Below are 23,954 nucleotides of genomic sequence, written 5' to 3'. Positions count from 1 at the left end.
GAAATAAATAGGTAAGGGAGTTCTAGTGTACTTGAGTCACCCTATAAATAGCAATTGGGGATAACTTTCTGTAAGTAAATTTCTGCTCTTCTTATAAAGGATGATCAATTATCTGCATGATGATCCACCAAAGATCCTTGCGCTTTCACCCTGAGTCCGTATAATCTTGCACCCTGCGTGCTTGTACCAACAATTCGCCCTTTATCTTCCCTTTTTAGGGTGTCGATAAGAGCGAGCGTTGCGCATAAGTAAGGATTGATAATCGGGTTTGCTAAAAAAGACGACAAAAATCGGTACTTAAAACGTCATCTTCATTGACGCATTTGAGTGATTTTATTACAATCCCGCATCTTTCCATCATTGATGCTGCGATTGAAGTACTGGTTTGTTTATTTATTGCACTCCTGTCTGTCAACGCATTTGCTGAATCAGTAATAATATAAAGTAGGTAGAAATCGCTATGAAACGCACTTTTCAACCGTCTGTACTGAAGCGCAACCGTAACCACGGCTTCCGCGCTCGTATGGCCACTAAAAATGGTCGTCAGGTTCTGGCTCGCCGTCGTGCGAAAGGCCGCGCTCGTCTGACCGTTTCTTCGAAATAATAAAAGCTAACCATTCCGTGGTTAAGCTCGCTTTTCCAAGGGAGTTACGTTTGTTAACTCCCAAGCATTTCAATTTTGTTTTCCAGCAGCCACAGCGTGCGAGTTCACCAGAAGTTACAATTTTGGGTCGCCAGAATGAGCTGGGGCATCCCCGCATCGGTCTAACTATCGCAAAGAAAAACGTTAAACGTGCTCATGAGCGTAATCGGATTAAACGATTAGCCCGTGAATACTTTCGTTTACATCAGCATCAATTACCTGCTATGGATTTTGTGGTATTAGTAAGGAAGGGGGTAGCTGAACTTGATAACCACCAATTGACGGAAGTGTTGGGTAAATTATGGCGTCGTCATTGTCGCTTGGCTCAAAAATCCTGATCTTGCTGATTAGGGGCTATCAACTGGGGATTAGTCCTCTGTTGGGGCCTCGTTGTCGTTTCAATCCTACGTGCTCTCATTATGGTATTGAGGCATTGCGCAGGTTTGGAATGATAAAAGGTAGTTGGTTAACAGTGAAACGCATATTAAAATGCCACCCTTTACACGAAGGTGGTGATGATCCTGTCCCACCTAGAAAAAACGACGATAACAGAGAAAATTAACGATGGATTCGCAACGCAATCTTCTATTCATCGCTTTACTGTTCGTTTCTTTCCTGATCTGGCAGCAGTGGGAGGGTGATAAAGTATCACAAAACACCACCACTACTACTCAGGTCTCGCAACAAGCGGACATGCCAAGCAGTGATAGTCTTGCTGTGACTGGTAACAGCAATGAGCAGGCAAAATTGATTACCGTAAAAACTGACGTACTTGATCTTCGTATCAATACTCAGGGCGGTACTATCGATGAGGCTGATTTGTTAGCCTATCCCGCCGAGCTTAATTCAAAAACCCCTTTCCGTTTACTGGAAACTACACCTCAATTCCTGTATCAGGCTCAAAGTGGCTTAATTGGCCCTGATGGTCCAGATCAGAAATCTCGCCCTGTCTACAGTGCCACACAACAAGAATTTATCTTAGGTGAAAACCAAGATGAATTACGTGTACCTATGACTTTTGTGAATGAAGAAGGCGTGAAATTCGTCAAAACCTTTATTCTGAAAAAAGGTCAGTATGACATTGGTATTGAATACAAAGTTGAGAACCCAACAGATAAAACACTGACAATGAACTTTTATGGTCAGTTAAAACAATCTGTTAAGTTACCAGAACACCGTGATACTGGAAGTAGCAACTTTGCGCTACATACCTATCGTGGTGCGGCTTATTCATCAGATGAAACCAACTATAAAAAATATAGCTTTGGTGATATCGAAGATAAAAACCTTTCTATCACAACCAACAATGGTTGGATTGCGATGTTACAACAATACTTCGCAACCGCGTGGATCCCAGCTAAAGATAGTCAGAATAACAACTTCTACTCTATCACTTTAGATAATAAATCTATCGCACTGATTGGTTATAAATCAGCACCTATTACTGTTGCACCCAATAGCACACAGGATATCACTTCAACATTATGGGTCGGGCCTGAGATCCAGTCTGAAATGTCTGCAATCGCACCACATTTAGACCTATCTGTTGACTATGGTTGGTTATGGTTTATCTCTCAGCCACTGTTTAAGCTGCTGAAATTCCTGCACAGCTTTATCGGTAACTGGGGTTTCTCCATCATCATGATCACCTTTATCGTTCGTGGTATTATGTATCCACTCACGAAAGCGCAATACACCTCTATGGCGAAAATGCGTTTACTGCAACCAAAACTGGCGGCACTTCGTGAGCGTATTGGTGATGATAAACAACGTATGAGCCAAGAAATGATGGCGTTATACAAACAAGAGAAAGTTAATCCTCTTGGTGGTTGTTTACCGCTGATTATCCAGATGCCAATCTTCCTTGCCTTATACTATATGTTAATGGGCTCGGTTGAATTACGTCATGCACCATTTATATTATGGATCCAAGACTTATCAGCACAAGATCCGTACTATATCCTGCCATTATTAATGGGTGTGACGATGTTCATCATTCAGAAACTGTCACCAACAGCAGTCACTGATCCGATGCAACAAAAAATTATGACCTTTATGCCGGTTGTATTTACTGTATTCTTCCTGTGGTTCCCATCAGGTCTGGTTCTGTACTATATCGTCAGTAACCTAGTAACCATTATCCAGCAGCAGTTAATCTACCGCGGTCTGGAAAAACGTGGGCTACATAGTAGAGACAAAAAATAAGGTCACATCAGGAAAAACCTCTTCTTTGGTTACATTCAAAGAAAAGTGACATAAAATAGTGAAGGCGGTCTAATAGGCCGCCTTCTGTTTTTTTATTTTTATACGATTAATGATTATTCTGATTAAGCGAGTTCACCATGCATAGCACTGATACTATCGTCGCTCAGGCCACACCTCCTGGAAGAGGCGGTGTTGGTATCCTACGCGTTTCTGGCCCTAAAGCGGCTGTTGTGGCACAAACTATTTTAGGCAAAGTACCTAAGCCACGTTATGCCGACTATCTTCCTTTTCGCAATGAAGATAACTCAGTGCTTGATCAGGGTATCGCCCTGTTCTTCCCTAATCCTAACTCTTTTACGGGTGAAGATGTTTTAGAACTACAAGGCCATGGTGGCCCAATTATTCTCGACTTACTCTTAAAGCGTATTCTACAAATTCCCGGTATCCGTATTGCTAAGCCTGGTGAGTTCTCAGAGCGAGCCTTCTTAAACGATAAACTCGATTTAGCGCAAGCTGAAGCGATTGCCGATTTAATTGATGCCAGTTCAGAGCAAGCAGCACGCTCTGCGATTAACTCTTTACAAGGTGCTTTCTCCTCTCATATTAATGAGATGGTCGAGTCCTTAACCAATTTGCGTATCTATGTTGAAGCGGCTATTGATTTCCCTGATGAAGAGATAGACTTTCTTTCTGACGGGGTGATTGAGGGCAAACTCAATACGGTTATCAGTCAATTAGACGATGTTCGTGCGCAAGCGCGCCAAGGCAGCCTATTGCGTGAAGGGATGAAAGTCGTCATTGCCGGGCGCCCTAATGCTGGTAAATCAAGCTTATTAAATGCATTAGCGGGAAGAGAAGCGGCCATTGTCACCGATATAGCGGGTACGACACGAGATGTATTACGCGAACATATCCATATTGATGGTATGCCATTACATATTATCGATACAGCAGGTTTACGCGAAGCCAGTGACGAAGTTGAACGTATTGGTATCGAGCGTGCATGGCAAGAGATTGAGCAAGCAGATAGAGTCCTCTTTATGGTTGATAGTACCACCACCGAGGCGACGACACCGGAAGAGATCTGGCCTGAGTTTATGGCTCGTTTACCTAGCACACTGCCGGTCACCGTTATTCGCAATAAATCAGATTTAACGGGTGAACCTGCCGAGATCACCTCGCAAGGTGACTATCCGATGATCCGTTTATCTGCCCGTGATGGGATGGGTATTGAATTACTACGCTCACACCTTAAAGAAGCCATGGGCTTTAACAGCAATACTGAAGGGGGCTTCTTAGCGCGCCGCCGTCATTTACAAGCGTTAAACACAGCCGCTGAACACCTACAACAAGGCTATCAGCAATTGGTTTATGCCAAGTCAGGTGAGCTATTAGCAGAAGAGTTAAGACTTGCTCAACAAGCATTAAGCGAAATTACTGGTGAATTTACATCAGATGATTTATTAGGGCGAATTTTCTCTAGTTTCTGTATTGGGAAGTAAATTTTAGTTCACCCTCGTCCGTTAACGTTCACTAACCCGCATTAACTGCCTGTTAATGCGGTTTTTTACTTTCTGCACGAGTTCATCGCCGTGCGGGTTCATCCGCGATTTTTGTATCCCGAATTGTGCCCATCTTTAAATTCCTCGAGTGTCATTGTTTGTTTTTTGAGCTAAAAATCACATCAAATGGACACAGTGAAAAAGAAGGCATTAATAATCCAATATTAAACAATCTATTAGAAAGGATGCTCATGGACACACTGTAGAGGTGAGATATGGCACTTTCAGATACCAAACTACGCACACTTGCCCCCAGAAACCGCCCCTGGCAACTTACCGATCATGACGGACTGGTGATTGAAGTTCTTCCCACCGGACGGAAAATATGGCGTTTCCGCTACCGCTTTGACAACAAATCGCAAAAGATCACGCTGGGCGAATACCCTGCTTTCTCACTTGCAGAAGCGCGGCTTTGGCGTGAAAAGTGCCGCTCAATGGTTGCCCATGGCATCAATCTCGCGCAGAAAAAGCAAGAAGAAAAACTTAAACAGAAAGACCCAACGACAGTCAAAACATTCGCCAAACGCTGGCTGACCGATATCGTTGAAAAAAGTAACCGCGATCCGCGCAACATCACTCGCGTTATCAAGAAGGACATCATTCCCATCATCGGGAAGCTGGAACTCGAAGCCCACATTCAGGTCGTGCTCGACCGCATCAAGCAACGAGGTTCGGATCACGTCGCATTACTGACGCGAAACGTGCTTAAACGCATGCTGGCCTATGCGATTTCCAGGGGAATCATCTTCAACAACCCGGCAGCCGCTATCTAGGCCCGTTATATCGCACAAGCAACAAGCCGCGACGTAGCGCTAACCGCAGAAGAGATCGGCATCCTGTTACGGGGGATCTACACCTCTAATATGAACCGACGCCACAAACTGGCTCTGCACCTGCTGATCATCTGCATGGTGCGTAAATCGGAGATGATTGAAGCGATATGGAGCGAAGTTAACTTCAACGCGCTGGAATGGCGTATCCCCGGCGAAAGAATGAAGATGGATAACCCGCATATTGTTCCGCTGTCAAAGCAGGCGCTGGCGATGTTTGAAGAGTTAAAATTTCTGGCCGGAGATTCTCCATACGTCTTCCCAAGCCGAAACGACCACCGACGCCCGATCTCCAAAACAACACTTAACTGTGCGGTGCGTACACTGGATCTGAACGTCAGGGATTTTGTTATTCATGACTTCCGGCGTACTGCCAGTGTCCACTCCCCATTAATTGAGACACGTTAAATTAGAGTTTTCTAACTGTTTTCTGTATGCCTCCGGCGGGAGGTGATTTAAACTTTCATGAGTACGGTTTTGATTATAATCTTGCTGCCAAAACCACACCATTTCTCGCACCTGACTTAATGATTCAAATAAATAGGCATTTAAAAATTCACGGCGAAATGAGCCATTAAATCGTTCAATAAAGCCATTTTGCTGTGGCTTGCCGGGTTGAATATGGCAAAGCTCAACGTGGTGAGTTTTGCAGTAATTCAATAAATTAATCAAGATTAGCTCAGGTCCATTATCGACTCGGATCTGTTTTGGCAATCCTCTTTCCATTTTTAATCGCTCGAGCACCCTTATAATAAACTCTACAGACAGTGATGTATCAACCTCAATTGCCAAACATTCACGCGTTCCTTCATCAATAATGTTGAGTATTCTGAAACACTTACCACAAAACAAACTGTCGGGCATGAAATCTAATGCCCATTGAATATTCGGGACATTTTCAATTTTTAATGGTCTTTTTTTCACGCTTTAGAAGCAATTTTTTAATCCGTCGCTTCAAGTTCAGTCCTAGTCGACAGTAAACGTGATAAACTCGTTTATGATTAAACGGATAGCCTTGAAATCGTAGCCGGAAATAGCATTTCCAGAAACCTGCTTGAGGTGGTTTAGCTAACACAGTTTGGATAGCATCAATAACGATTTTATCCTTCTCGCGCCAATTTTGAGTCTTCCGATAAAACGTGGATCGAGGCAATGACGTGAGCAGACAAGCTTTAATGACTGATAACCCTGCCTCGTTTAAAGCCTGAGCACAGGATTTTTTCTCAGCCATCACCAACCCTTTTTTGCGAAAAGCTCCTTCATGGCATGATTTTCAAGGCTGACTTCTGCAAATAGCTTTTTCAGTTTAGCATTTTCATGCTTCAAGCTATTTTAATCGTTTAATATCATTAGTTTCCATACCACTATACATTGATTTCCAATTATAATAAGTGGCATTACTGATCCCATTATGGCGACAAATATCTTCCACTTTCATACCAGAATCAGCGAGTTTTAAAATATTAACGATTTGAGTTTCAGTAAAACGGGCTTTCTTCATCATGACCTCTGCAAATTTTAGGGCAGAAAATCTAATTACAGCTGTCTTATTTTAGGGGAAGTGGACAGGGCGAAAGGTTGTTATTGGTAAGTTTAGGAAGGCTTATACAATAAAATAAATTTAAAGTGGTCACCCCAAATTATAGTGACCACTTTCTTATCATTATAAATAAGGAAGAATATTTTCCAAAAGAGAAGACTCAAAATCGCTCAAAACATTATATATTTTTCCATTACTTGCTTTCAATTTTATCTTACCTAAGGTGATATCTATATTATCCTCTGATGTAATATCCGCAACTTTTGCAATTTTCTTAGATATCTGCATTGGAATACCGAATTCTTCTAACGTAACTAAAGTTGGTAATTCGAAATGCGCCTCTAGAGCATGACAGAAATTAGTATAATCACCAAACGAATAATTAAATCTTGTAAAAATTAACTTTTGTATATCATTAATAGCAAGAATTATTTTTGGTAAATTATAGCTAACTAAATTCCGTTTGAAATCAAAAATAATTTGTACTGCGTCATCCACAGTATAATCAGCATCCTTTTCTATCCAATAAGAATATTCTTTATTGATCAAATCCAAATCGCTTTCATGATTCATGATAGATCTTAATCTATTGTGCAGTTGCGATGCAGATTTTACCGTGCCATTACCCATCCTTGATATAGAAAAATACTCAAATAAAATAAAACATAAGTGATTAAGCTGGCCTTTTGTGGGATACAATGAATCCCATACCATATTCCTATTCCACTTACCGCAATTATCCATCAAAGCTTCTGCAAAAGTTAATAGTTTTTCAGGTGAAATACCTTGATGTTTGTTGATTAACTCTATTGGTAGGATTTGTTGATGAGTATATTTATATATCCTAGTTAAATTAATCTCTGATAGATCATTTTTAATTTGTAAAAGCATAGAATCTGAAGCATTATCACTTTGAGTAATAATAGGGATATCAATTAATGGCAACTGCTTGTTGGGTTTGGCACCAATTACATGAATTCTTCCAACAAAGTGCTTAAACATTCGCCCACTTCTGCCTGAAATATTATTAAAAGTAAACGAATCTAGTTTAGTTCTTCCAGTAATACAATCATCATAAATGATGACATTTTTAGCATTTGTATTCACCCCCTCAATGAGGGTTGAGGTACAAACTAATATAGTTATTCTTTTTTTATTAAATGCATCGACCAGATAAGAACCTATTGCTCTTGGAAGTTTTGCATGATGGCACGCGATACCATAACCAACCGCATGAGCTAAACTCCAATCCTGATGATAATTATCCCTTAACCACTTAGAAAATTTATTATTTTCTGGTCGTTTACTTGTAAGATCCATTGCCAATATTTTTGACATTAATTTATTGGCTCGTTTTGGCGACTTACAATAAACAACAGTTTGTTCATTAGAATCAAGTGCACTAAGTATACTTTTTAAATATTTATCTCTTTCTATATCTACATCTTCGTCTTTACCTTTGGTCTTAAGTTCGTAGTAAAATTCATCAGCAGCCACTGTTTTATATGAATCAAACTTAACAAAAGAACAATTAAGGTCATCCTCCAACCCATTTGTAAGGCCATTTATATTTGGCCCCAACATATAGAATCTATTACATACATTATATAGTTTATGAAAAGCAATATTTAACCTATCACATCTGTAATCACTATCACTGCTAGGCGCCAACTTATAAAACTCATCAATAATAAAAAAGTCAATTTTTATTGACTCAAAGTCACGCTCAATTACCCTTTCCTGTGTGTATATGAAAATATTTTTACCAGAAGTAGCTTGATTTGATTGGGTTATTATTTTATATACATCATTGTGCTTATGAAATTTCTTCTTAAGTTCGTCCATCAGTGCTATTGTAGGTACAACTACAACAATATTATTGAATAACCGAGAGCTAATTAAAGCATCTATTATAAGACTTTTTCCAAAGCTTGTTGGAGCACTTAAAACAATATTCTCACCATTAACTATTCTATAGTAAATCTCTGCCTGCTTAACATGGAATGTAGTCTCGTCATCTATCGGGGATAAGAAAACATCCCTTCCAATTTTAGTCTTAAAATCTATCTTGGTGTCGTCTATATATGGAAACAATCCCAACTCCCATATTAATCTATTTAGTAGATTAACATGCTCGCTGAAATAATCTTTTTTATCTAATAAACGCAAAACTAAATCTTGGATTAAATATTTGTTCTCATGTTTATTATATTCATTAATTAATTCCAAAATTATCTCTACCCAAACACTATCCTCTGCAGCTATACGATTTTTTAGCTCATTATATTTTACAATGTTCATTATTGCACTTCCTTTTTGAAATCATTATACAATGAGGTGATATCATCCACAGGAAATAGAAACACTCTAACATCAATTAACTTGACAATTTTATTGCTGTAATGAGACGTAATTAATTCCCGACATTTATCTATTTTGGATTTGAATTTTTCTAAAAATTCATTTTCATTATAGTTTTTTATTATATCACTTGAGTTAACAATAAATATTGGTATTATTATTTTATCCACTCGTTTCTCAATGGAAATTCTATTATCAGACAGTCTTTTTAGTTTTTCTTTAAAAGGCCATTCTTTATCTATTTCAGATGTTATAATTAAAAATCTGTTTTTTATTTCATTAATTGTAATTAAATTGTTAATGTTTTCTATAACAGAAGTTATGGCTTCATTCATAGTACTTTTTATTGATGAAGCACCAAGCCATAATTCAACCTGCCCACTATTAATAACAACGTGTGAGCAAGAAAAAAGTGAATTACCATTGATATCATAGACACCATTAACTACAGGAATTGTTTTATGGCTTTGCCTAATGGCCATATGTAAAAAAAGATCACCCAAAGCATTTAAATTATCAATTGGATATTTCTTTATAGCCTCTTGTAATTGTTTAGCTGGTCTGTTACCTATAGCTTTCTTATGCTGCGCAGTTAATGAATAATCAATCAACCAGTCTTTTGAATATTCAATAAGTTCATTTTTACGCCATTCACTATACTCAAAACCGATATTAATCCCTTTTATATTGGGTATAGCTTTATTGCAATCAATACAAATTTCAAACGGAGTGTCTGGATGTTCAGGAGGTATATACTCTATTTCCTCCCGTAGCGCTGTATTTAGATTTAGGCCCTTAACCTCCTCACCGATATTATTATATATTTCAGAAATAGATAGAACATGTAAAGTACTATTTCCTTGCTGAACAATTAACATACCAACAACGTAACCATTGAATAAAACAGGTGATCCCGACATACCTTTATATTTCGAAACAGTAGGTACCTGTGCTATTTCATAGCTATGCTTAGCTGTTTTTATATTCTCAATTACACTGCATATTCTTGAAGAAAAACCAGCTGGAATTTGATTCTTTTCCGCAGGAAATCCATATACTTGGACCTCTTCATCGACAGAGAAGCTGACTATTCCGGCATTTAAAAATGACGAAATCTCATTTTCGATACATTCAAGAAGAACAAAATCGGATTCTGAGTTATCATATCCATCAATAATTTTTAATTTAACCTTATCTCCTGATATGAAATCATCAGGTTTTAAATAAAGGCTATATTCTCCGCCATCCTCAATCGTATGTTTTGCCGTTATAACAACATTATTACTTATACTAAAACAGGTTCCCCTCCTAACAGAATCCTCCTTCTGTGACTGAAATATATAAACACTTCCTGTAGGATAGTTATTTAATTTCATAACAAAACCTCTCTCTCTCCTGTCAATATATTTGAGCCAGGACTATAATTTGATACTTTTTCTTTAAATGACTCATCAATATGTGATATTGAATGGTTAATAAAAATATTTACTGGTTGTTTTTTTGAATATCTTACAATCCTAGCTAGTGTTTCTAAATCTGGATGACTATGTTTTCTTCCATTAGTACTAATTAAATACTTATTGCATAAAATCCTTTCTAATAATTCTTTATTATAATTATGTTTACTACCATGATGTGGTAACTTCACTGCATCCACATTAATTGTTTCATAACCTCTACAATCCATCCATTCTAAGATGGTTCGAGCATCACTATCTCCTAGAAGAAGTATTTTTTTCTTGTTGCACTCAGCTATAAAAGATATGCTACTCATATTATTTAACGAATTATCATCAATAAATGGTTTATTCGATAAATTCTCAATTGATTCTTCTGAAGCCTCACATATATCTTCAACATCAAGATCACCTCTTAATGAATCGATATATTTCTCAAATGCTACACTGCATTTTTTATTGATTAGTTTTCTTTTCACCCCGTATTCAGACAAAACTTCAAGCCAATTATTCTTGATTGAGTAGATATTTTCATTCGATGGTCCTATAATTTCAATAGTAACATCACCTATACTAAAAACATTTGGTTTTGAAGTGTTGGTAATTACCTTACCATCAAATCTTTCATTCACATTATAACTAAGTTCTCTCAATAAAAATGAAAGAGATGTTCCTTCCGAAAACCCTATATTTGATTGACCTTCAACATCATCAGAGAAATTTGATATCATAGAATCAAGTATACTTGATTCCTCATTATTTGAATCATCCTGACAAAATTCAGAGTTAGTTACCTGTTCAATGCCATTGTAGAAAATTTCATTTATGACTGGATGAGCTTTTTCTTCAAACATACGAATGAGACCATTAACGTGATCGTTATCAATATGTGTTACAAATAAAGCATCAATTTTATTGATCTCTGATACGTTTTTTTTCCAAATGTTGTAAGAGGCTGCTGTACCACCGTCAATCATAATTGTTGTATTTTCTGTTGCGAGTATGATGCTGTCGCCATTACCAGCATCATTTAAATATATTTTCATAAAACACCAAAAAACCTTATATATCAAGAATATAGAAACAAGACTAATGATGATAATGTTTTGTGCTCCATGATATTAGCGTGTTTACCTATTGATTCCTATGGGTAAAAATTTTTAGATTTCTAAAACAGTTTCCCACTGCTTCCTCCCTCCCCCCACTCTACCCTATCCCCAACTCATAGCATTACCCCTAAAAGCTTCCTGTTCTAAGACGAACTGCGACCTGTAAGAATCGCCTTTGGTGGTCAGCCCCCCGGTAAACCAGGGAACGAAGCGTGGTCTGAAACTGACCTCCTGTCTCGATACAGGTGACCACACCCTATATCGCTACCCTGTTGCAAGCGTAGCGACAGACAGAACGCTGTAGAGAAGTCGGACGGCATTGCCGAAGGCTTTGCGTCCGTACTTCCTGCTGAATGTGCAAAACGCGGCGTCACTTTTAAGAGCGTAAGCGAGTGAAAGTGACGCCAGCGCGCAGATCAGCTTCAACCCAGCTACTGCCTGCAATTCCACTGCAACAAACAGACTGACACTCAAACAGATGTCAGAAATTCACTTACCAGGAGGAGAAACCAGCACTACCGAACCAATACCGGAGGACAGGTTATTTTACCTGTGGGGATATACCTGCCTGAGCAGGCGGCTGCATTCGTGCATCACCGTACCCTGTCATACCTCATCCGCGCATTCTCCGGCGCACCGGTATCGTTCAGCACAGCACGCTGTGCCCAACCGTATGTCGGAGAATTGAGTGGAGAGTAACTATGTCGAAACTTACAAAGAGCATGGAAAAACTCGCCCTGCTGGCTGGCGACAGTTTTAAAACAGTCCATGATCGCCTCCGCATCGCCAGGCGTTTAAGCCAGCATCTGCACAAGCTGAATATCCAGATTCAGGATCTCCAGCATCTGAAATCGTTACATATAGAAAGCTACGTGATGGCGCGACGGGAAGCAGGCATTACGCCACGCACGCTACAAAACGAGATGGCTGCCCTGCGCACCATCCTTGCTCAATCTGGACGTCAAAAATTTGCCCAATCGGAGCGCATCAGCAATAAAAGGTTGAACTTCCCTAAGTCCTCATAGGGTGATAGTTTTAACCGTGGTTCAACCAGCTATTTGGTTTTTGTGTCCTTGAATGTGCCCATAGCTATGTTTTCGAGACAACGTATCGCTTATAGATTAACGAGTTAACTCTATTTTCCAGCTTCTGTATTGAACGCCCAAACTTCACCGGCTATAGCAGGTAATTATAGCTCTACACGCTATAACCATTAAATCTTGATCTACACGCTATAACCGGTATATTAGATATTAACGCCTATAACCGGTAGAAGATGATGATCATAATTAATGCCTATCAACTCAGTGTGCATCTAAAAGATGTCCGATTAACAAAAAAACTGTCTCAAAGTAAAGTCGCCCAAAAAGTAGGGATCCGACAAGATACCGTGTCCAATTTTGAAATTAATCCTAATTCCACCAAACTAGAAACCTTTTTCAAACTGCTCTCCGCACTAAATTTAGAGATGGAAATTCATCCTAAAGATGCTAAAAATAATTTAGCACACAAAAGTGAATGGAAAGAGGAGTGGTAAATGGCGAGTCTTGATGTATATATGAATGAATACTATGTGGGCATCTTTACTAAAAAAAGCTCAGGTGCGCATTCATTCCAATATACTGAAGATTGGGTTAATCAACCAGGAAGTCGTCCCATCTCTCTTTCGATGCCATTACAGCTTCAAGAATATCAAGGAGACTGTGTCTATAATTTCTTTGATAATCTGTTACCTGATAATACTGAAATTAGAAATCGTATTGTGAGTCGCTATAATGCGAACTCAAATCAACCCTTTGACCTATTAGCGGCTATCGGTGCAGATACTGTTGGTGCATTAAGGTTACTTCCTAGTGGCAGTACGCCTGCGAATATCAAAAAAATAGAATATCAAAAACTCAATGATATTGAGCTTGAAAAAATTCTACTAGGATATAAATCCAATACTCCACTTGGTATGCTTAAAGAATATACTGATTTCAGAATTTCCATCGCTGGAGCACAAGAAAAAACGGCATTACTTTTAAAAGATAATCATTGGTGTGTGCCACATAATAACACACCAACTACCCATATTATTAAACTGCCAATTGGTGTTATTGAAAGTCATTCTTATACAATGGATTTATCCAATAGTGTAGAAAATGAGTATCTTTGTACCTTAATTGCCAAAGAATTTGATCTTCCCGTCCCCCACTGCTCTATTATTAAAACAAAAAATGTTAAAGCGCTTGCTGTAGAACGTTTTGATAGAAAATATTCATCTGATAAATCGTGGATAATACGTTTACCTCAAGAAGATTTTTGCCAAATTTTAAATATACCTTCTGCGCTAAAATATGAAAATGAAGGAGGGCCTGGCATTATCGATATTATGAAATATTTACTTGGCTCATCAAATGCCGATCAAGATCGTTTTCATTTTATGAAGGCACAAGTGCTATTTTGGCTTTTGGCTGCAACGGATGGACACGCAAAGAATTTTTCTGTTTTTATCAACCAAGAAGGACGTTTCCATCTCACTCCCCTTTATGACATTATGTCCATCTATCCCAATTTCGGAGGACGAGGACTTAATCCACGAGATGCAAAACTTGCTATGGGATTAAAAGCAAGCCGAGGCAAAAAATACGCAATAGAACAAATTTTTCCTCGTCATTTCTACCAAACAGCTGAAGCTGTTGGTTTCGATCCTTCATTAATGAGCGATATTCTTCGTTATTTTTATCAAGAAATGGACGATGTCATACAACGCGTAAAACAGCAATTACCCGAGGATTTCCCTTCTGAGATTAGCAATACAATATTAGATGGAATGAAAGCACGCGCTGTTAGATTAGCTAACATTTAGCCATTTACCTGCTATAGCGTGTAAATATTACTTTACCGGTTATAGCAGGTAAAAATTGCATATATACGATATAAAGTTAGGTAATACGTTTTTTCAAAAAGAGTGTCATAAATTAATTATTTTTATTTATTATATTATTTAATACTCGATTTTAATTAACCTATTAATAATATATATCAAACAACATACTTAGTTATTTTTTATTTAACTACAAATCTAATAAAGCAATCGTTTACTTTATCTTTTTATTTTTCAATAGATAAATAGATTTCAGATAGCAAAAAAATTGTTATTTAAATTATGATGTTTAATGATCTAAATATAGTAAATCAACTAATGACAATGCTAAACTTCACCTTTAGTTAACAGGGTAAATATCCCCACTACTTTTAAGAGTCTATCGTGAGAACGCTTTATTTTACTGCGCTGACAACAGGCATTCTTTCTGCCATTTGGGCATTTGTTGCTAGCCAATTTGACTTATTAAGTTGGGCTGGTTTTTTAGGTTGCACGGCTTATTTCGCCTACCCTAAAGAAGGTTTTAAAGGCTTAGTCGTGACGATTGCGACTATTATGAGTGGTGTTATTTGGGCATTAGCGATTATTTATGGTAGCCAACTGTTTAATGATAGTGCGATTTTTGGCTACGCCGTCACCGGTGTAATTGCCTTTGTAATGTGTGTGCAAGCTAAAAGCACATTACTGGCTTATATTCCGGGTACTTTTATTGGCGCATGTACTATTTTTGCCGCACAAGGTCATTTAACACAAACTATCCCTTCACTCATTCTCGGTATTTTATTTGGTTACTCGATGAAAATGAGCGGACTGTGGATCGCGAATAAATCACAGAAGAAAGCCATTTAATCAATTTACCTCACCATGAAAAAGCGGTAACTCTATAGGTTTTATTTCTAGAGCGCCGCTTTCTCTTTTTCACTACTTTCTCCAATGTTTCTCACAGTCCACTAATAAACTTTGCAATTGTAGTTTATGGCTATTTAGGTCAAAAAGGAGGCTAACCGATAAAAATGTAACGAGGAGTATCGCGATGACAACAACACAATCTACTGATTACAATATTATTGTCATGTCAGATCCACAACCTTGGCGTCTAGATCTGGATAATAATGACCCCAATAATGATCAATCCCGTTGGGAAACCACCGTAAAAAGCGTTAGAGACAGTATTCAAGCATTACACCGTGAAAAATCTTTTGCTTTTGGCATTATAAATGGTGACTTAACAGAATTTGGCCGTCGCTCCCAACGTGAAAGTTTTCGTGCACTGTTTGCCCCTTCACCTTTAGGATTTAATACCTATGTTGGACTTGGTAATCACGATTATCAAAACAATGTGGGTGACTGTGCAGAGCCGAGTAATGCCGATTACAGTATGAATGCCTGTGCAAGGGGCATGGTTTTTGATATGCACTACCGTATTGAAGAGTATCGTAATTATGCAACTTCAGGTAATTTTAGATACGATAGTAGCGAATATTCAGGTAGTAAGGCTTACTCTTGGGAATATGGTGATATTCATTTTGTACAATTACAAAATTATCCCACTTATCATGTGGTGCTCGATCACTGGTCAGCTTCAACCATTAATGTCACAGATTCTATTGATTGGTTAGAAAAAGATTTAATTCAGGCGCGAAATAGCAATAAAACCATCATATTAAACTTCCATGATGGAAACCAACACTTCCCAGAAAAATCATCTCAAGAAGAGCTGACCTTCTTTAAATATATGCTAGAACATTACGGGGTAAAGGCGGTATTTGTTGGACATACCCATTATGTTGGTCAAGATAACCGTTATGGTGGCAGTGAGATCTTCGGCGATGTCCCGGTTTATAATAGTGGTGCGCTATTTAAAGGAGATTATTTAGCCGTAGAAATCCGTGGTACTGAACTATCTATCACTGTTTATAACGGCTTATCAGGTACACCTCAATTAATAGAAAAATGGAATTAAAGAATACTACAACAGAGAAGGAGTCTCTTTTATGCATTTAAATCCGTTAAAAATATCAATAAGCCCTTCGTCACTCCCCTGCACTCAACCTTTAACCTGCATTGAATATGAGGACTTAAAGGATGGGATGTTAGATATGATTAATCGCAACAGTAATATATTACCCACTGTTGTGGATGAATTTAATCAACAAGATCCGCTTAATGCGCCTATTATGGTGGGTGAAGTGGTCGTGGGTCATATCATTGGTCTAATACCCGTTGTTGGGGGAGTACTTTCAAAAATTACTTCCGCGCTTTTTGGCCTCATGAATAAAAATATGAAAGATAGCTCTTTAGCTGAGCAAATTATTGCCCATGTCTCTCGTATTATTGATGCTAAAATCACTGATAACAATATAAAAATCATTAAACTTACCACAGAAGGTATTAGCGACGTTTATCAATTATTTTCAGATTCTCTCGCTCGTTACCTTGACCCCAATGTGCATTATTCAGAAGAACAATTACGAGATTTACGGGAACAAGTTCTTAACCGTTTTGATGATGTGATTTCGACAATTATCGCTCAACAACCATTAGTATTAAATTTAGCACAATCAGCAGGATTGCCCTTTTATTGCCACTGTTGCGCACTTTTTGTCGCCGCCCATTGCGATATATTAACCAATAAAGAAAAACTTGCTCTGGAAGAGGATTATTTCAAAAATAATCTAAAAACATTAAGAAACAGCATTGATAAATTTAACGCCAATATTCATAAAGCCATTTATCAGCAGACCTCCCAAGTTTTTAAAGATGATTATAATAAATGTAATACTTTTTTAGTGGGTATCTATACTTCTGGTTTATCTTTCTATCAAACTTGGGTTAAACGTAGTTTTGAAATTGAATTTACAACCCCCTTTGCTCGTTGGAATAGCTTAGAGCTTTATGGAAATGACTATAGCCATGATCCAAAAATCAGTTATTACAAGACTTACGTTGAGATGGGAAAAGATATATTACATAGAACATCCATGCTACAAAGTATTGAATCCTACTCTCATATTGATGCAGTGATCCGTTTAAAACAGAACTACTTAACACCTGAAAAAGAGGTAGATAGTTTTCAATATGAAGGCTGTAATGGCGTGGCAGGAGATAGCCATGATGTTATAAAAAACGACACATTTTTTACCCCAGACAGTCAGAAAGCCTATCTGTCACCAACACAAATTTTACCCTCCGTTCGCTATATTTCTGACACACCTTGGGGAGGGTTAAAATATATGGTACTTGATGATGTTAACAATAATAGTTTTACTATCGGTCAAGGTAATCGAGATAATAAATCGTATCTTAATATTCCTGGCTACTGCTTTAATGGCGTAAATCTTTATTTAAGTCGTCACAATGGAAAAAGCTGTCAAGCTGACTCAGGAGCTTGGTTAACTGAATCTGCACCTATATTTCGTTTTTATGATGGTTATGCATCCTTACCTCTTGACACTAAAAATCATTTACCCACAGCAAAAAAGAGCTATGAACTCGATTTAAATCATGGATTTATGACTCAATTAAGCAAAGCTCAATATGGCTATAGTGATATGTTAGTGGGGAAAAATTGTATTTTGTTAAATCACGATGCTTATTTTTGTTTACCATCCGAAGAGCCGATTGGCAAAGTAGGTTTATCACAAAAAATCACCTTGTTATTACAGTGTGCAATTACGCAGGAACAATCGTTAGCCATAGTGGCAAGAACGGGCGATGCGACCCAAGGCACTATTATTGGTTCTGCTGAATTTAAGCTCACCACAGATCAAGATAATATTATTTATAAAATAACCCCATTACTTAATCATCCTATTTCCGATAATAAAAGTTATTTTTATACTTATCAAATTGATTTATCTTGTATTTTTAGTCAAGAAGATCAAAAAAATCTCTATTTTCATCTCTATTTCTTTGAGCCTAATACCTTGTTGGCTGATATGACTGTTTTATTCTAATGTTTTATTTCCATAAAATACCTAAGTGTGATATTGACTTAGGTATTTTTTATTCAATTTAATTGAAATTTTAACGAGATAGTTAAAGGATCAGATAAGTTATTAGGTTTCGGGCCAATTGGTTTTACCCGTTTTACCGCGGCAAGTGCAGCATTATCAAGAGATGCCACCCCTGAGGTCTGCTCAAGTACAACGGATGAAATATAGCCTTCATCGGTTAATGAAAAACGCACAACAACCAGCCCTTCATCTTGCATACGACGAGCTTGCGCAGGATAGCGCTTATGACGCTCAATTTCTCGACGCAATAAACTGATATAGTGATTTTCAGACTCTCCCTGCCCAATACCATTTTCACTTAATGCACGACTGCTCCCTGCCAATGAACTCGCGGTATGCTGTGTTAAGTTTTCTGCTGATGGTTGTGATGTACTTTGAACTATGTTGTGATTTGTTAAATCACGTGGTTTTATAGGTACTGTTTTTTCTACTACTGGCTGTTTTTTTACCTGTTTTATCGCTTTAGGTGTTATTGGGGCCGGTTGTTGTTGACGCTTTTTTGCGGGTTGTTTGGGCGCTTCAATAAATTCACCGTTCTCACTTCTTGGTAGTGCAATAGGTGGTTGTTGTGACTCGATCTTTATTCTCGGTTCAATCATGGTAGTAGATTGTTTAGGTGGCGAAAACATCACCTGATAGACCGATAATGTATTTTGCTGTTGCTGATCAATATGGTGCGCACTTTCTGTCATAGACCATGAATTAAGTACCCAACTCAATAAACTGATATAAACTAATGATATCGCAATGAGCCAATAATAAATATTAAGTGGCTGTCTGACAGAAAGTGCCAACATAAATAAAACTCCTATTTTATCCTTGTATTAAAATTGGGCTGTTACACCTAATCGCAAACTTCTTCCTGGTGCCGGCATACCAGAACGAGTCAGCGGATCAATGTAATATTCATTTAATAAATTACTTCCTGTTATTTCAAAAGCTAAGTTGGGGCTATATTGATAAGTTGCATAAGCATCAATAGTAAATACTTTTGCCCAACGCATCGGATTATTATTTATGCCAAAATAGCTATTAGGTAAATTTTCTTTAAGCCATTTCTCATCTTTATTTTCAACTTCTGATGAATAGAGCCAGCGACTACCTAATTCTAATTTATCATTTAGCCAGCGCGTGCCTAAATGTAGGTTAACTGAGTATTTAGGCTGCATTGAGGTGCGCAAAAATCCGCCAGGGTATCCCCCTGTCATACAGTTTTTAATACCCGATAATCCTGATGCATCAAGCTCATAAAAAGCATTTTCATCACAGACTTTATTTTTATGGCTATACACTAATGCGGTATCAAAGAAAATAAATCCATTATCAAACCGGGCTTGTAACTCTACACCTTCTAATATTTGTTTTTCTAACTGTCTAATTTGCCAATTAGCATCTCTATCAAATACATTTTCAATGTTCGTTTTAAAGTAATTAATTTTAATATCAGCGTGGCGCTCTATATTCAACCAATGCGTAAAATCAACAACCACACCAAACTCACTGCTTTTGGCTCGCTCTGGCTTTAACTTAAAACCATAATAGCGAGCTTTAGAGCCTGAAAAACCACTGGTATCTTCAAATAAGTTAGGCAAACGCAATTGCTCAGTATAACGGCCATAAAAACGCACCATATCGTTGGCATAAAGGGTGGCAGAGATTAAAGGGGAAAATGCGCCATGCTGATAGCTAGGCTCCAGTGCGTAGGGATCTTGAATATCTTCTGATAGAGAAAATGCCTGAGGATTAATAACATCTTTTTCAAAGCGATAGACTAACTCCCCCGTCACTGGATGAGGGACTTTTTCCTCCATATCAAGAAAACCATTAAGTAAAATATTCTTACTCTTAGATAGCACGCCATTTTCATCAAATAACCAAAGGCTAAACTCTCTTTTCATCGGGATGGCTTTAGCGTTTTTTATTTGCATCTTTCCATGATTATTACGAAGAAAATCTTCATGCTCCATATCATGCTGTATTCTCTGAAGATATGGCCTAACAATCTGCTCCTTGATTTCCTCTAGCAAAGCGCCACCTTCAGGGTAAACTAAATCCGCTTGTTGAAAGTCTCTAATTTTTTTACTCAGCTCAGCAGAACTTCGGTAATTTTTTAACTCGTCAGGTAAAGTATCGACATCAATTTTATTAACCGCGCGATAGAGTAAATACTCTTCTGGCGTTAATACTCGTCGATAAGAGATCAGATAACCGCGGATAGGGGCTGTTTTCTCGTAATTTTTAACCCTATTCTTCCGTTTATTATTTAAAAAGGTATCCGTCAGATGATAGTAATGATATTTACCGCCAATATTCATCGCAAACCAGGGTAATGGTTTCCAATCTGTGGCTAACGCTAAATTGACTTCATGACGTTGCCCTGCTCGCCCCTCGGTCACGAAATCAAAACCCATGGGAAGTTCAAGCTCATGACTATCTAATTTTTCCAATTGATATTGACCGGAAAAAGAAATAGAAAACTGAGGTGATAATTTAAATAACGATGAAAAATCAACACCATAACGATTATTATCTTGATATAGAGAAGCTGTATCTAAAAAACGAGTATCAGTGTCATAACTCATACCACTTTCAGATTTTGATTTCATAAATAAATATCGATCAAAATCATTAGTTATATCTCTATTCTTAGGTTGTCGAGGTGCTCCTCCTCGAGTATTAGTATTTCCTGTCGTTAAATTGCCCCATAAACGCAGTAATAAATCTGTTTTTTTATCTTCTGGTTTATATTGATAGGTTAATATGCCTGCTTGTTGTGTAATATTTGCCAAAGGCCATTGATTAACTAAATTTTCTTCATAACGAGCCCAACTTAAACGTAATGGCATAATGTCGCCAAATAATAAATCGGTGTATCGATAATTAATGGAGAAACGATGCGCTTGTTGTGGAAATAGAGTTCCTTTTACTAAAAAAGAGCGGTTACGATTAGATGTATTTGGCACTTCATTACCAGGTCGATAAATATGAGCAATAAAAGGCACATAAGGTGTTAACCTGAATTTATGATCTGTAGCATGTATCTCATGCATGTAATCTGTTTTAAGATAATCGTCTTTATTTCTTTTACCTGCTAAATAATTTCCCTTTTCACGTAATGCATATGCAAAGAGTAAATTAAATTTTTCATTCTCAAATCCTATTCCAATACGAAACGCATAGTCATTAAACTTTAAATCTTTATTTTTTTCAGGTGTTATTTCTAATGCGGGATCAGTTAAAAAAGAATATTTATGATAGAATTTTGGATAATTACGATAATCTTCAATCATATTGATATAAATATCTTTATAGCCTGTGGCATTATTACTAATATCCCCTTTAAAATTAATGCCAAAAGACTCACCAATGGGCACAATATCACGTATATCTAATGTTTTAATGGCAACCCCTCCGCCAATCCCTGTTTTTATATTAGGATTAAGTGAAGGGCCTTTTTCTATATAGATACTGCTTATCAAATTTGAATCAATATAGTTACGATTAGATGCACCGCTATAACCACGATAAACCGTAATCGCCTGCTCAGTACCATCCACAGTAACGGGGATACGCCCTTGGCCTTGAATACCACGAATATTCGGATCCAATGCTCCTCCATTACGGGCTTCACCACTATAAACACCTATCGCGCTTTTAAATAAATCTGCAGGCGATACCCCTTGATAACGTTCAATAAGGGCTTTACCTAAATAAATATTAGCCACATCCTTTTCATAGACTTGAGCATAACCTTGTTGATCTTTTTCTAAATTATCTGCAACCTGAATTTGTCCAAGATCGGTTGTATTATCCTTCGTCTTGGAATAACTATTGAGAGAAAATAAGGAGAGTGAAACCATCATGGAGACTAACGTACGTTTGTGAAAAAGCACTACATGCATTGTGTTACCTACTTAATTAATAAAGAAGTCATGCTTAAAATTGTTTTTCTAATTTAAATAAGACTTCATGCTGCTGATATTGATATAACCAATCCACATTGCTTAATCTACGGGTATAACTTAATTCTATTGCTGGATAAAAACCCCAGATAATAGGTGCTTTATTTTTAATAGTTGTTGTAAAAACAAAACCATTATCTTCTCTTTTCTTATTTAATAATGGACTATAATTATTAAAACTTTTAAATTGATATTGTAAAGAAAGAGAAACTTGCCAATTTTTTGGTAATAAGTAATAAACACCCGTTTTTATATCATATTGCTGATAATTTAATAAAGTATTTTTTTTACGACTACTATAATAGTTTAATTGATTAACTAATTGAACATTCTCTGCTAATGTATAGTAATAGCTAATAGCATATAGCTGCTTATGATTATTTAAGTTTATTAATTCTTTATTATATTTCTTTATATAATAATTTATAGATAAATTAATAGAATGATATTTATTAATGGAGAAAAATAGCCCGGTATATACCCCAATAGATTGATACTCAAACGCCTTTTTAGGTGATTTTATTTCATAATAGGGGGATAAAGTCCACCGATAATCCTTTTTTTGGTACTGATAACTTAATTGAGTATATAAATGTGTAAAATTAGCTTGTTTATATGCAAAATAATCACGGTAGCGTGCTGAAAAATAGCCTGATAGGGTATTATTAGCGTAAATAAAAGTGGGCTGATAGAAAGAAAAAAGATGACTAACCCCCATCGATGCTATAGGTTGAGCGCCTTTTCTGGTCATGATGACTTGCGTTGATTGCGAAACAATTTGCTCATCAAGATAAGGTGCATGATTAATATTATCATCATAAAAAAAACTGATTTGATAAAAACGCCTAGCTTTAAAATAATCGTTAAGCTGTTTCTGATAATAGATAATTGCTTGATTAATGGTAGGTGATAATCCCGATAAACGACTTAATTGATTTAGCTGGTATTGTGCTTTTTTATATTCTCCTTGAGAAAAGTAGAGCTGAATTAGGCCTGTTTGTGCCGGAATAAAATCTGCTTGCTGCTTAAGTTGCTGCTGATAATAAAATTCAGCTTGTAAGAAATTACCATTCTTCTGTGCTAATAGTGCTTGAGCATAATAGACTAATAAAGTTTCGTGTAATGGTAATTGCTGATAATTAACTAATAGTTTTTCCGCTTGATACCACTGCTGTTGCTGTAAATGATGATACAGTTGTTGACCTAATTGAGCGACCTTCTCTTTATTAAGCGGCTCTTGATTAGGTTGTGTTGCCGCCCCCTGTGACGAATGAAATAAGATATTAATAATAAATAATGACTTTATTAGCCTTTGATAATAATGCATGGTTTATCCTTATAATAACAATAGATCTATTCCTTACAATCCGTTTTTTAAGGCAAAAAAAAACAGATAACCG

At 37.1% G+C, this 23,954-nt stretch carries 17 protein-coding genes and 2 pseudogenes; 12 read left to right on the top strand and 7 right to left on the bottom strand.

All coding sequences use genetic code 11. The features are described 5' to 3' along the window. Positions 1-460: 460 nt before the first annotated feature. From rpmH to AACV00_RS06135, 6 genes and pseudogenes are all read left to right on the top strand, one after another. Positions 461-604, top strand: coding sequence for a 50S ribosomal protein L34 (gene rpmH, locus AACV00_RS06160; RefSeq protein ID WP_004246509.1), 144 nt, complete (start codon positions 461-463; stop codon positions 602-604). A 17-nt stretch (positions 605-621) separates the two neighbouring features. Continuing rightward, positions 622-981, top strand: coding sequence for a ribonuclease P protein component (gene rnpA / locus AACV00_RS06155; RefSeq protein ID WP_004246510.1), 360 nt, complete (start codon positions 622-624; stop codon positions 979-981). Then, entirely contained in the window at positions 945-1,205 is a 261-nt protein-coding gene (gene yidD, locus AACV00_RS06150; protein ID WP_012368639.1) for a membrane protein insertion efficiency factor YidD, read from the top strand. Before rnpA ends, yidD begins: the two co-directional genes overlap by 37 nt. Positions 1,206-1,207: 2 nt before the next feature. After that, positions 1,208-2,848 carry a membrane protein insertase YidC gene (gene yidC / locus AACV00_RS06145; RefSeq protein WP_004246512.1) on the top strand — a complete coding sequence of 547 codons (1,641 nt, stop codon included), beginning with the start codon at positions 1,208-1,210 and terminating at the stop codon, positions 2,846-2,848. A gap of 137 nt (positions 2,849-2,985) precedes the next feature. Further along, complete coding sequence (gene mnmE / locus AACV00_RS06140) at positions 2,986-4,350, top strand: tRNA uridine-5-carboxymethylaminomethyl(34) synthesis GTPase MnmE (protein WP_004246513.1); 1,365 nt, start codon at positions 2,986-2,988, stop codon at positions 4,348-4,350. Positions 4,351-4,625: 275 nt separating this feature from the next. After that, positions 4,626-5,618 (top strand): annotated as a pseudogene (locus tag AACV00_RS06135) (tyrosine-type recombinase/integrase); the annotation flags it as partial. Positions 5,619-5,630: 12 nt separating this feature from the next. Here the strand turns inward: AACV00_RS06135 and AACV00_RS06130 are convergent. The 4 genes and pseudogenes from AACV00_RS06130 to AACV00_RS06115 form a co-directional block, all read right to left on the bottom strand. Then, positions 5,631-6,741, bottom strand: a pseudogene (locus tag AACV00_RS06130) (IS3 family transposase). 162 nt (positions 6,742-6,903) lie between these two features. After that, positions 6,904-9,081 (bottom strand): DEAD/DEAH box helicase, encoded by a 2,178-nt coding sequence (locus AACV00_RS06125; RefSeq protein ID WP_161680126.1) that lies wholly within the window; start codon positions 9,079-9,081, stop codon positions 6,904-6,906. Beyond that, positions 9,081-10,517 carry a HamA C-terminal domain-containing protein gene (locus tag AACV00_RS06120; protein ID WP_161680124.1) on the bottom strand — a complete coding sequence of 479 codons (1,437 nt, stop codon included), beginning with the start codon at positions 10,515-10,517 and terminating at the stop codon, positions 9,081-9,083. Before AACV00_RS06120 ends, AACV00_RS06125 begins: the two co-directional genes overlap by 1 nt. Next, entirely contained in the window at positions 10,514-11,644 is a 1,131-nt protein-coding gene (locus AACV00_RS06115; protein WP_161680122.1) for a ComEC/Rec2 family competence protein, read from the bottom strand. The genes AACV00_RS06120 and AACV00_RS06115 overlap by 4 nt, the downstream gene beginning before the upstream one ends. Positions 11,645-12,408: 764 nt before the next feature. Between AACV00_RS06115 and AACV00_RS06110 the strand changes: the two genes are divergently transcribed. The 6 genes from AACV00_RS06110 to AACV00_RS06085 all read left to right on the top strand — a co-directional run bounded on the left by AACV00_RS06110 (position 12,409) and on the right by AACV00_RS06085 (position 18,532). Beyond that, positions 12,409-12,732 (top strand): phage integrase N-terminal domain-containing protein, encoded by a 324-nt coding sequence (locus AACV00_RS06110; protein WP_237584914.1) that lies wholly within the window; start codon positions 12,409-12,411, stop codon positions 12,730-12,732. 254 nt (positions 12,733-12,986) lie between these two features. Beyond that, a complete protein-coding gene (locus AACV00_RS06105; RefSeq protein WP_049203075.1) occupies positions 12,987-13,244 on the top strand; it encodes a helix-turn-helix domain-containing protein in 258 nt (85 codons plus the stop codon). Then, positions 13,245-14,558: a type II toxin-antitoxin system HipA family toxin gene (locus AACV00_RS06100; RefSeq protein ID WP_036908598.1), complete on the top strand. Its 1,314-nt coding sequence runs from the start codon at positions 13,245-13,247 to the stop codon at positions 14,556-14,558. It abuts the gene before it with no gap. A 402-nt stretch (positions 14,559-14,960) separates the two neighbouring features. Next, on the top strand, positions 14,961-15,425 hold the full coding sequence (locus AACV00_RS06095; protein WP_004249773.1) for a DUF1097 domain-containing protein: 465 nt from the start codon (positions 14,961-14,963) through the stop codon (positions 15,423-15,425). A 184-nt stretch (positions 15,426-15,609) separates the two neighbouring features. Then, positions 15,610-16,539 (top strand): metallophosphoesterase, encoded by a 930-nt coding sequence (locus AACV00_RS06090; protein WP_004246518.1) that lies wholly within the window; start codon positions 15,610-15,612, stop codon positions 16,537-16,539. Positions 16,540-16,675: 136 nt separating this feature from the next. Then, positions 16,676-18,532, top strand: coding sequence for an insecticidal delta-endotoxin Cry8Ea1 family protein (locus tag AACV00_RS06085; protein WP_237612835.1), 1,857 nt, complete (start codon positions 16,676-16,678; stop codon positions 18,530-18,532). A gap of 53 nt (positions 18,533-18,585) precedes the next feature. Here AACV00_RS06085 and AACV00_RS06080 read toward each other — a convergent pair whose 3' ends face one another. Genes AACV00_RS06080 through AACV00_RS06070 form a run of 3 tightly spaced genes read right to left on the bottom strand, consistent with a single transcriptional unit; the run spans position 18,586 to position 23,881 of the window. Next, entirely contained in the window at positions 18,586-19,389 is an 804-nt protein-coding gene (locus AACV00_RS06080) for a TonB family protein (RefSeq protein WP_161680118.1), read from the bottom strand. A gap of 27 nt (positions 19,390-19,416) precedes the next feature. Further along, entirely contained in the window at positions 19,417-22,494 is a 3,078-nt protein-coding gene (locus tag AACV00_RS06075) for a TonB-dependent receptor domain-containing protein (RefSeq protein ID WP_161680116.1), read from the bottom strand. A gap of 34 nt (positions 22,495-22,528) precedes the next feature. After that, complete coding sequence (locus AACV00_RS06070) at positions 22,529-23,881, bottom strand: surface lipoprotein assembly modifier (RefSeq protein WP_152134546.1); 1,353 nt, start codon at positions 23,879-23,881, stop codon at positions 22,529-22,531. Between the last annotated feature and the right edge of the window lie 73 nt (positions 23,882-23,954).

It is taken from the genome of Proteus sp. G3927, from assembly GCF_963894685.1.
GTDB lineage: Bacteria > Pseudomonadota > Gammaproteobacteria > Enterobacterales > Enterobacteriaceae > Proteus > Proteus mirabilis.
Note: the sequence above shows the minus strand (reverse complement) of the source record. Positions and strands in the feature narration are given on the sequence as shown.

What these genes read in the sequence shown, in the direction of transcription:
- rpmH (WP_004246509.1), top strand. Translation starts at nt 461, where the DNA reads ATGAAACGCACTTTTCAACCGTCTGTACTGAAGCGCAACCGTAACCAC.
- yidD (WP_012368639.1), top strand. Translation starts at nt 945, where the DNA reads ATGGCGTCGTCATTGTCGCTTGGCTCAAAAATCCTGATCTTGCTGATT.
- yidC (WP_004246512.1), top strand. Translation starts at nt 1,208, where the DNA reads ATGGATTCGCAACGCAATCTTCTATTCATCGCTTTACTGTTCGTTTCT.
- mnmE (WP_004246513.1), top strand. Translation starts at nt 2,986, where the DNA reads ATGCATAGCACTGATACTATCGTCGCTCAGGCCACACCTCCTGGAAGA.
- AACV00_RS06125 (WP_161680126.1), bottom strand. Translation starts at nt 9,081, where the DNA reads ATGAACATTGTAAAATATAATGAGCTAAAAAATCGTATAGCTGCAGAG.
- AACV00_RS06120 (WP_161680124.1), bottom strand. Translation starts at nt 10,517, where the DNA reads ATGAAATTAAATAACTATCCTACAGGAAGTGTTTATATATTTCAGTCA.
- AACV00_RS06115 (WP_161680122.1), bottom strand. Translation starts at nt 11,644, where the DNA reads ATGAAAATATATTTAAATGATGCTGGTAATGGCGACAGCATCATACTC.
- AACV00_RS06110 (WP_237584914.1), top strand. Translation starts at nt 12,409, where the DNA reads ATGTCGAAACTTACAAAGAGCATGGAAAAACTCGCCCTGCTGGCTGGC.
- AACV00_RS06105 (WP_049203075.1), top strand. Translation starts at nt 12,987, where the DNA reads ATGATCATAATTAATGCCTATCAACTCAGTGTGCATCTAAAAGATGTC.
- AACV00_RS06100 (WP_036908598.1), top strand. Translation starts at nt 13,245, where the DNA reads ATGGCGAGTCTTGATGTATATATGAATGAATACTATGTGGGCATCTTT.
- AACV00_RS06090 (WP_004246518.1), top strand. Translation starts at nt 15,610, where the DNA reads ATGACAACAACACAATCTACTGATTACAATATTATTGTCATGTCAGAT.
- AACV00_RS06085 (WP_237612835.1), top strand. Translation starts at nt 16,676, where the DNA reads ATGATTAATCGCAACAGTAATATATTACCCACTGTTGTGGATGAATTT.
- AACV00_RS06080 (WP_161680118.1), bottom strand. Translation starts at nt 19,389, where the DNA reads ATGTTGGCACTTTCTGTCAGACAGCCACTTAATATTTATTATTGGCTC.
- AACV00_RS06075 (WP_161680116.1), bottom strand. Translation starts at nt 22,494, where the DNA reads ATGCATGTAGTGCTTTTTCACAAACGTACGTTAGTCTCCATGATGGTT.
- AACV00_RS06070 (WP_152134546.1), bottom strand. Translation starts at nt 23,881, where the DNA reads ATGCATTATTATCAAAGGCTAATAAAGTCATTATTTATTATTAATATC.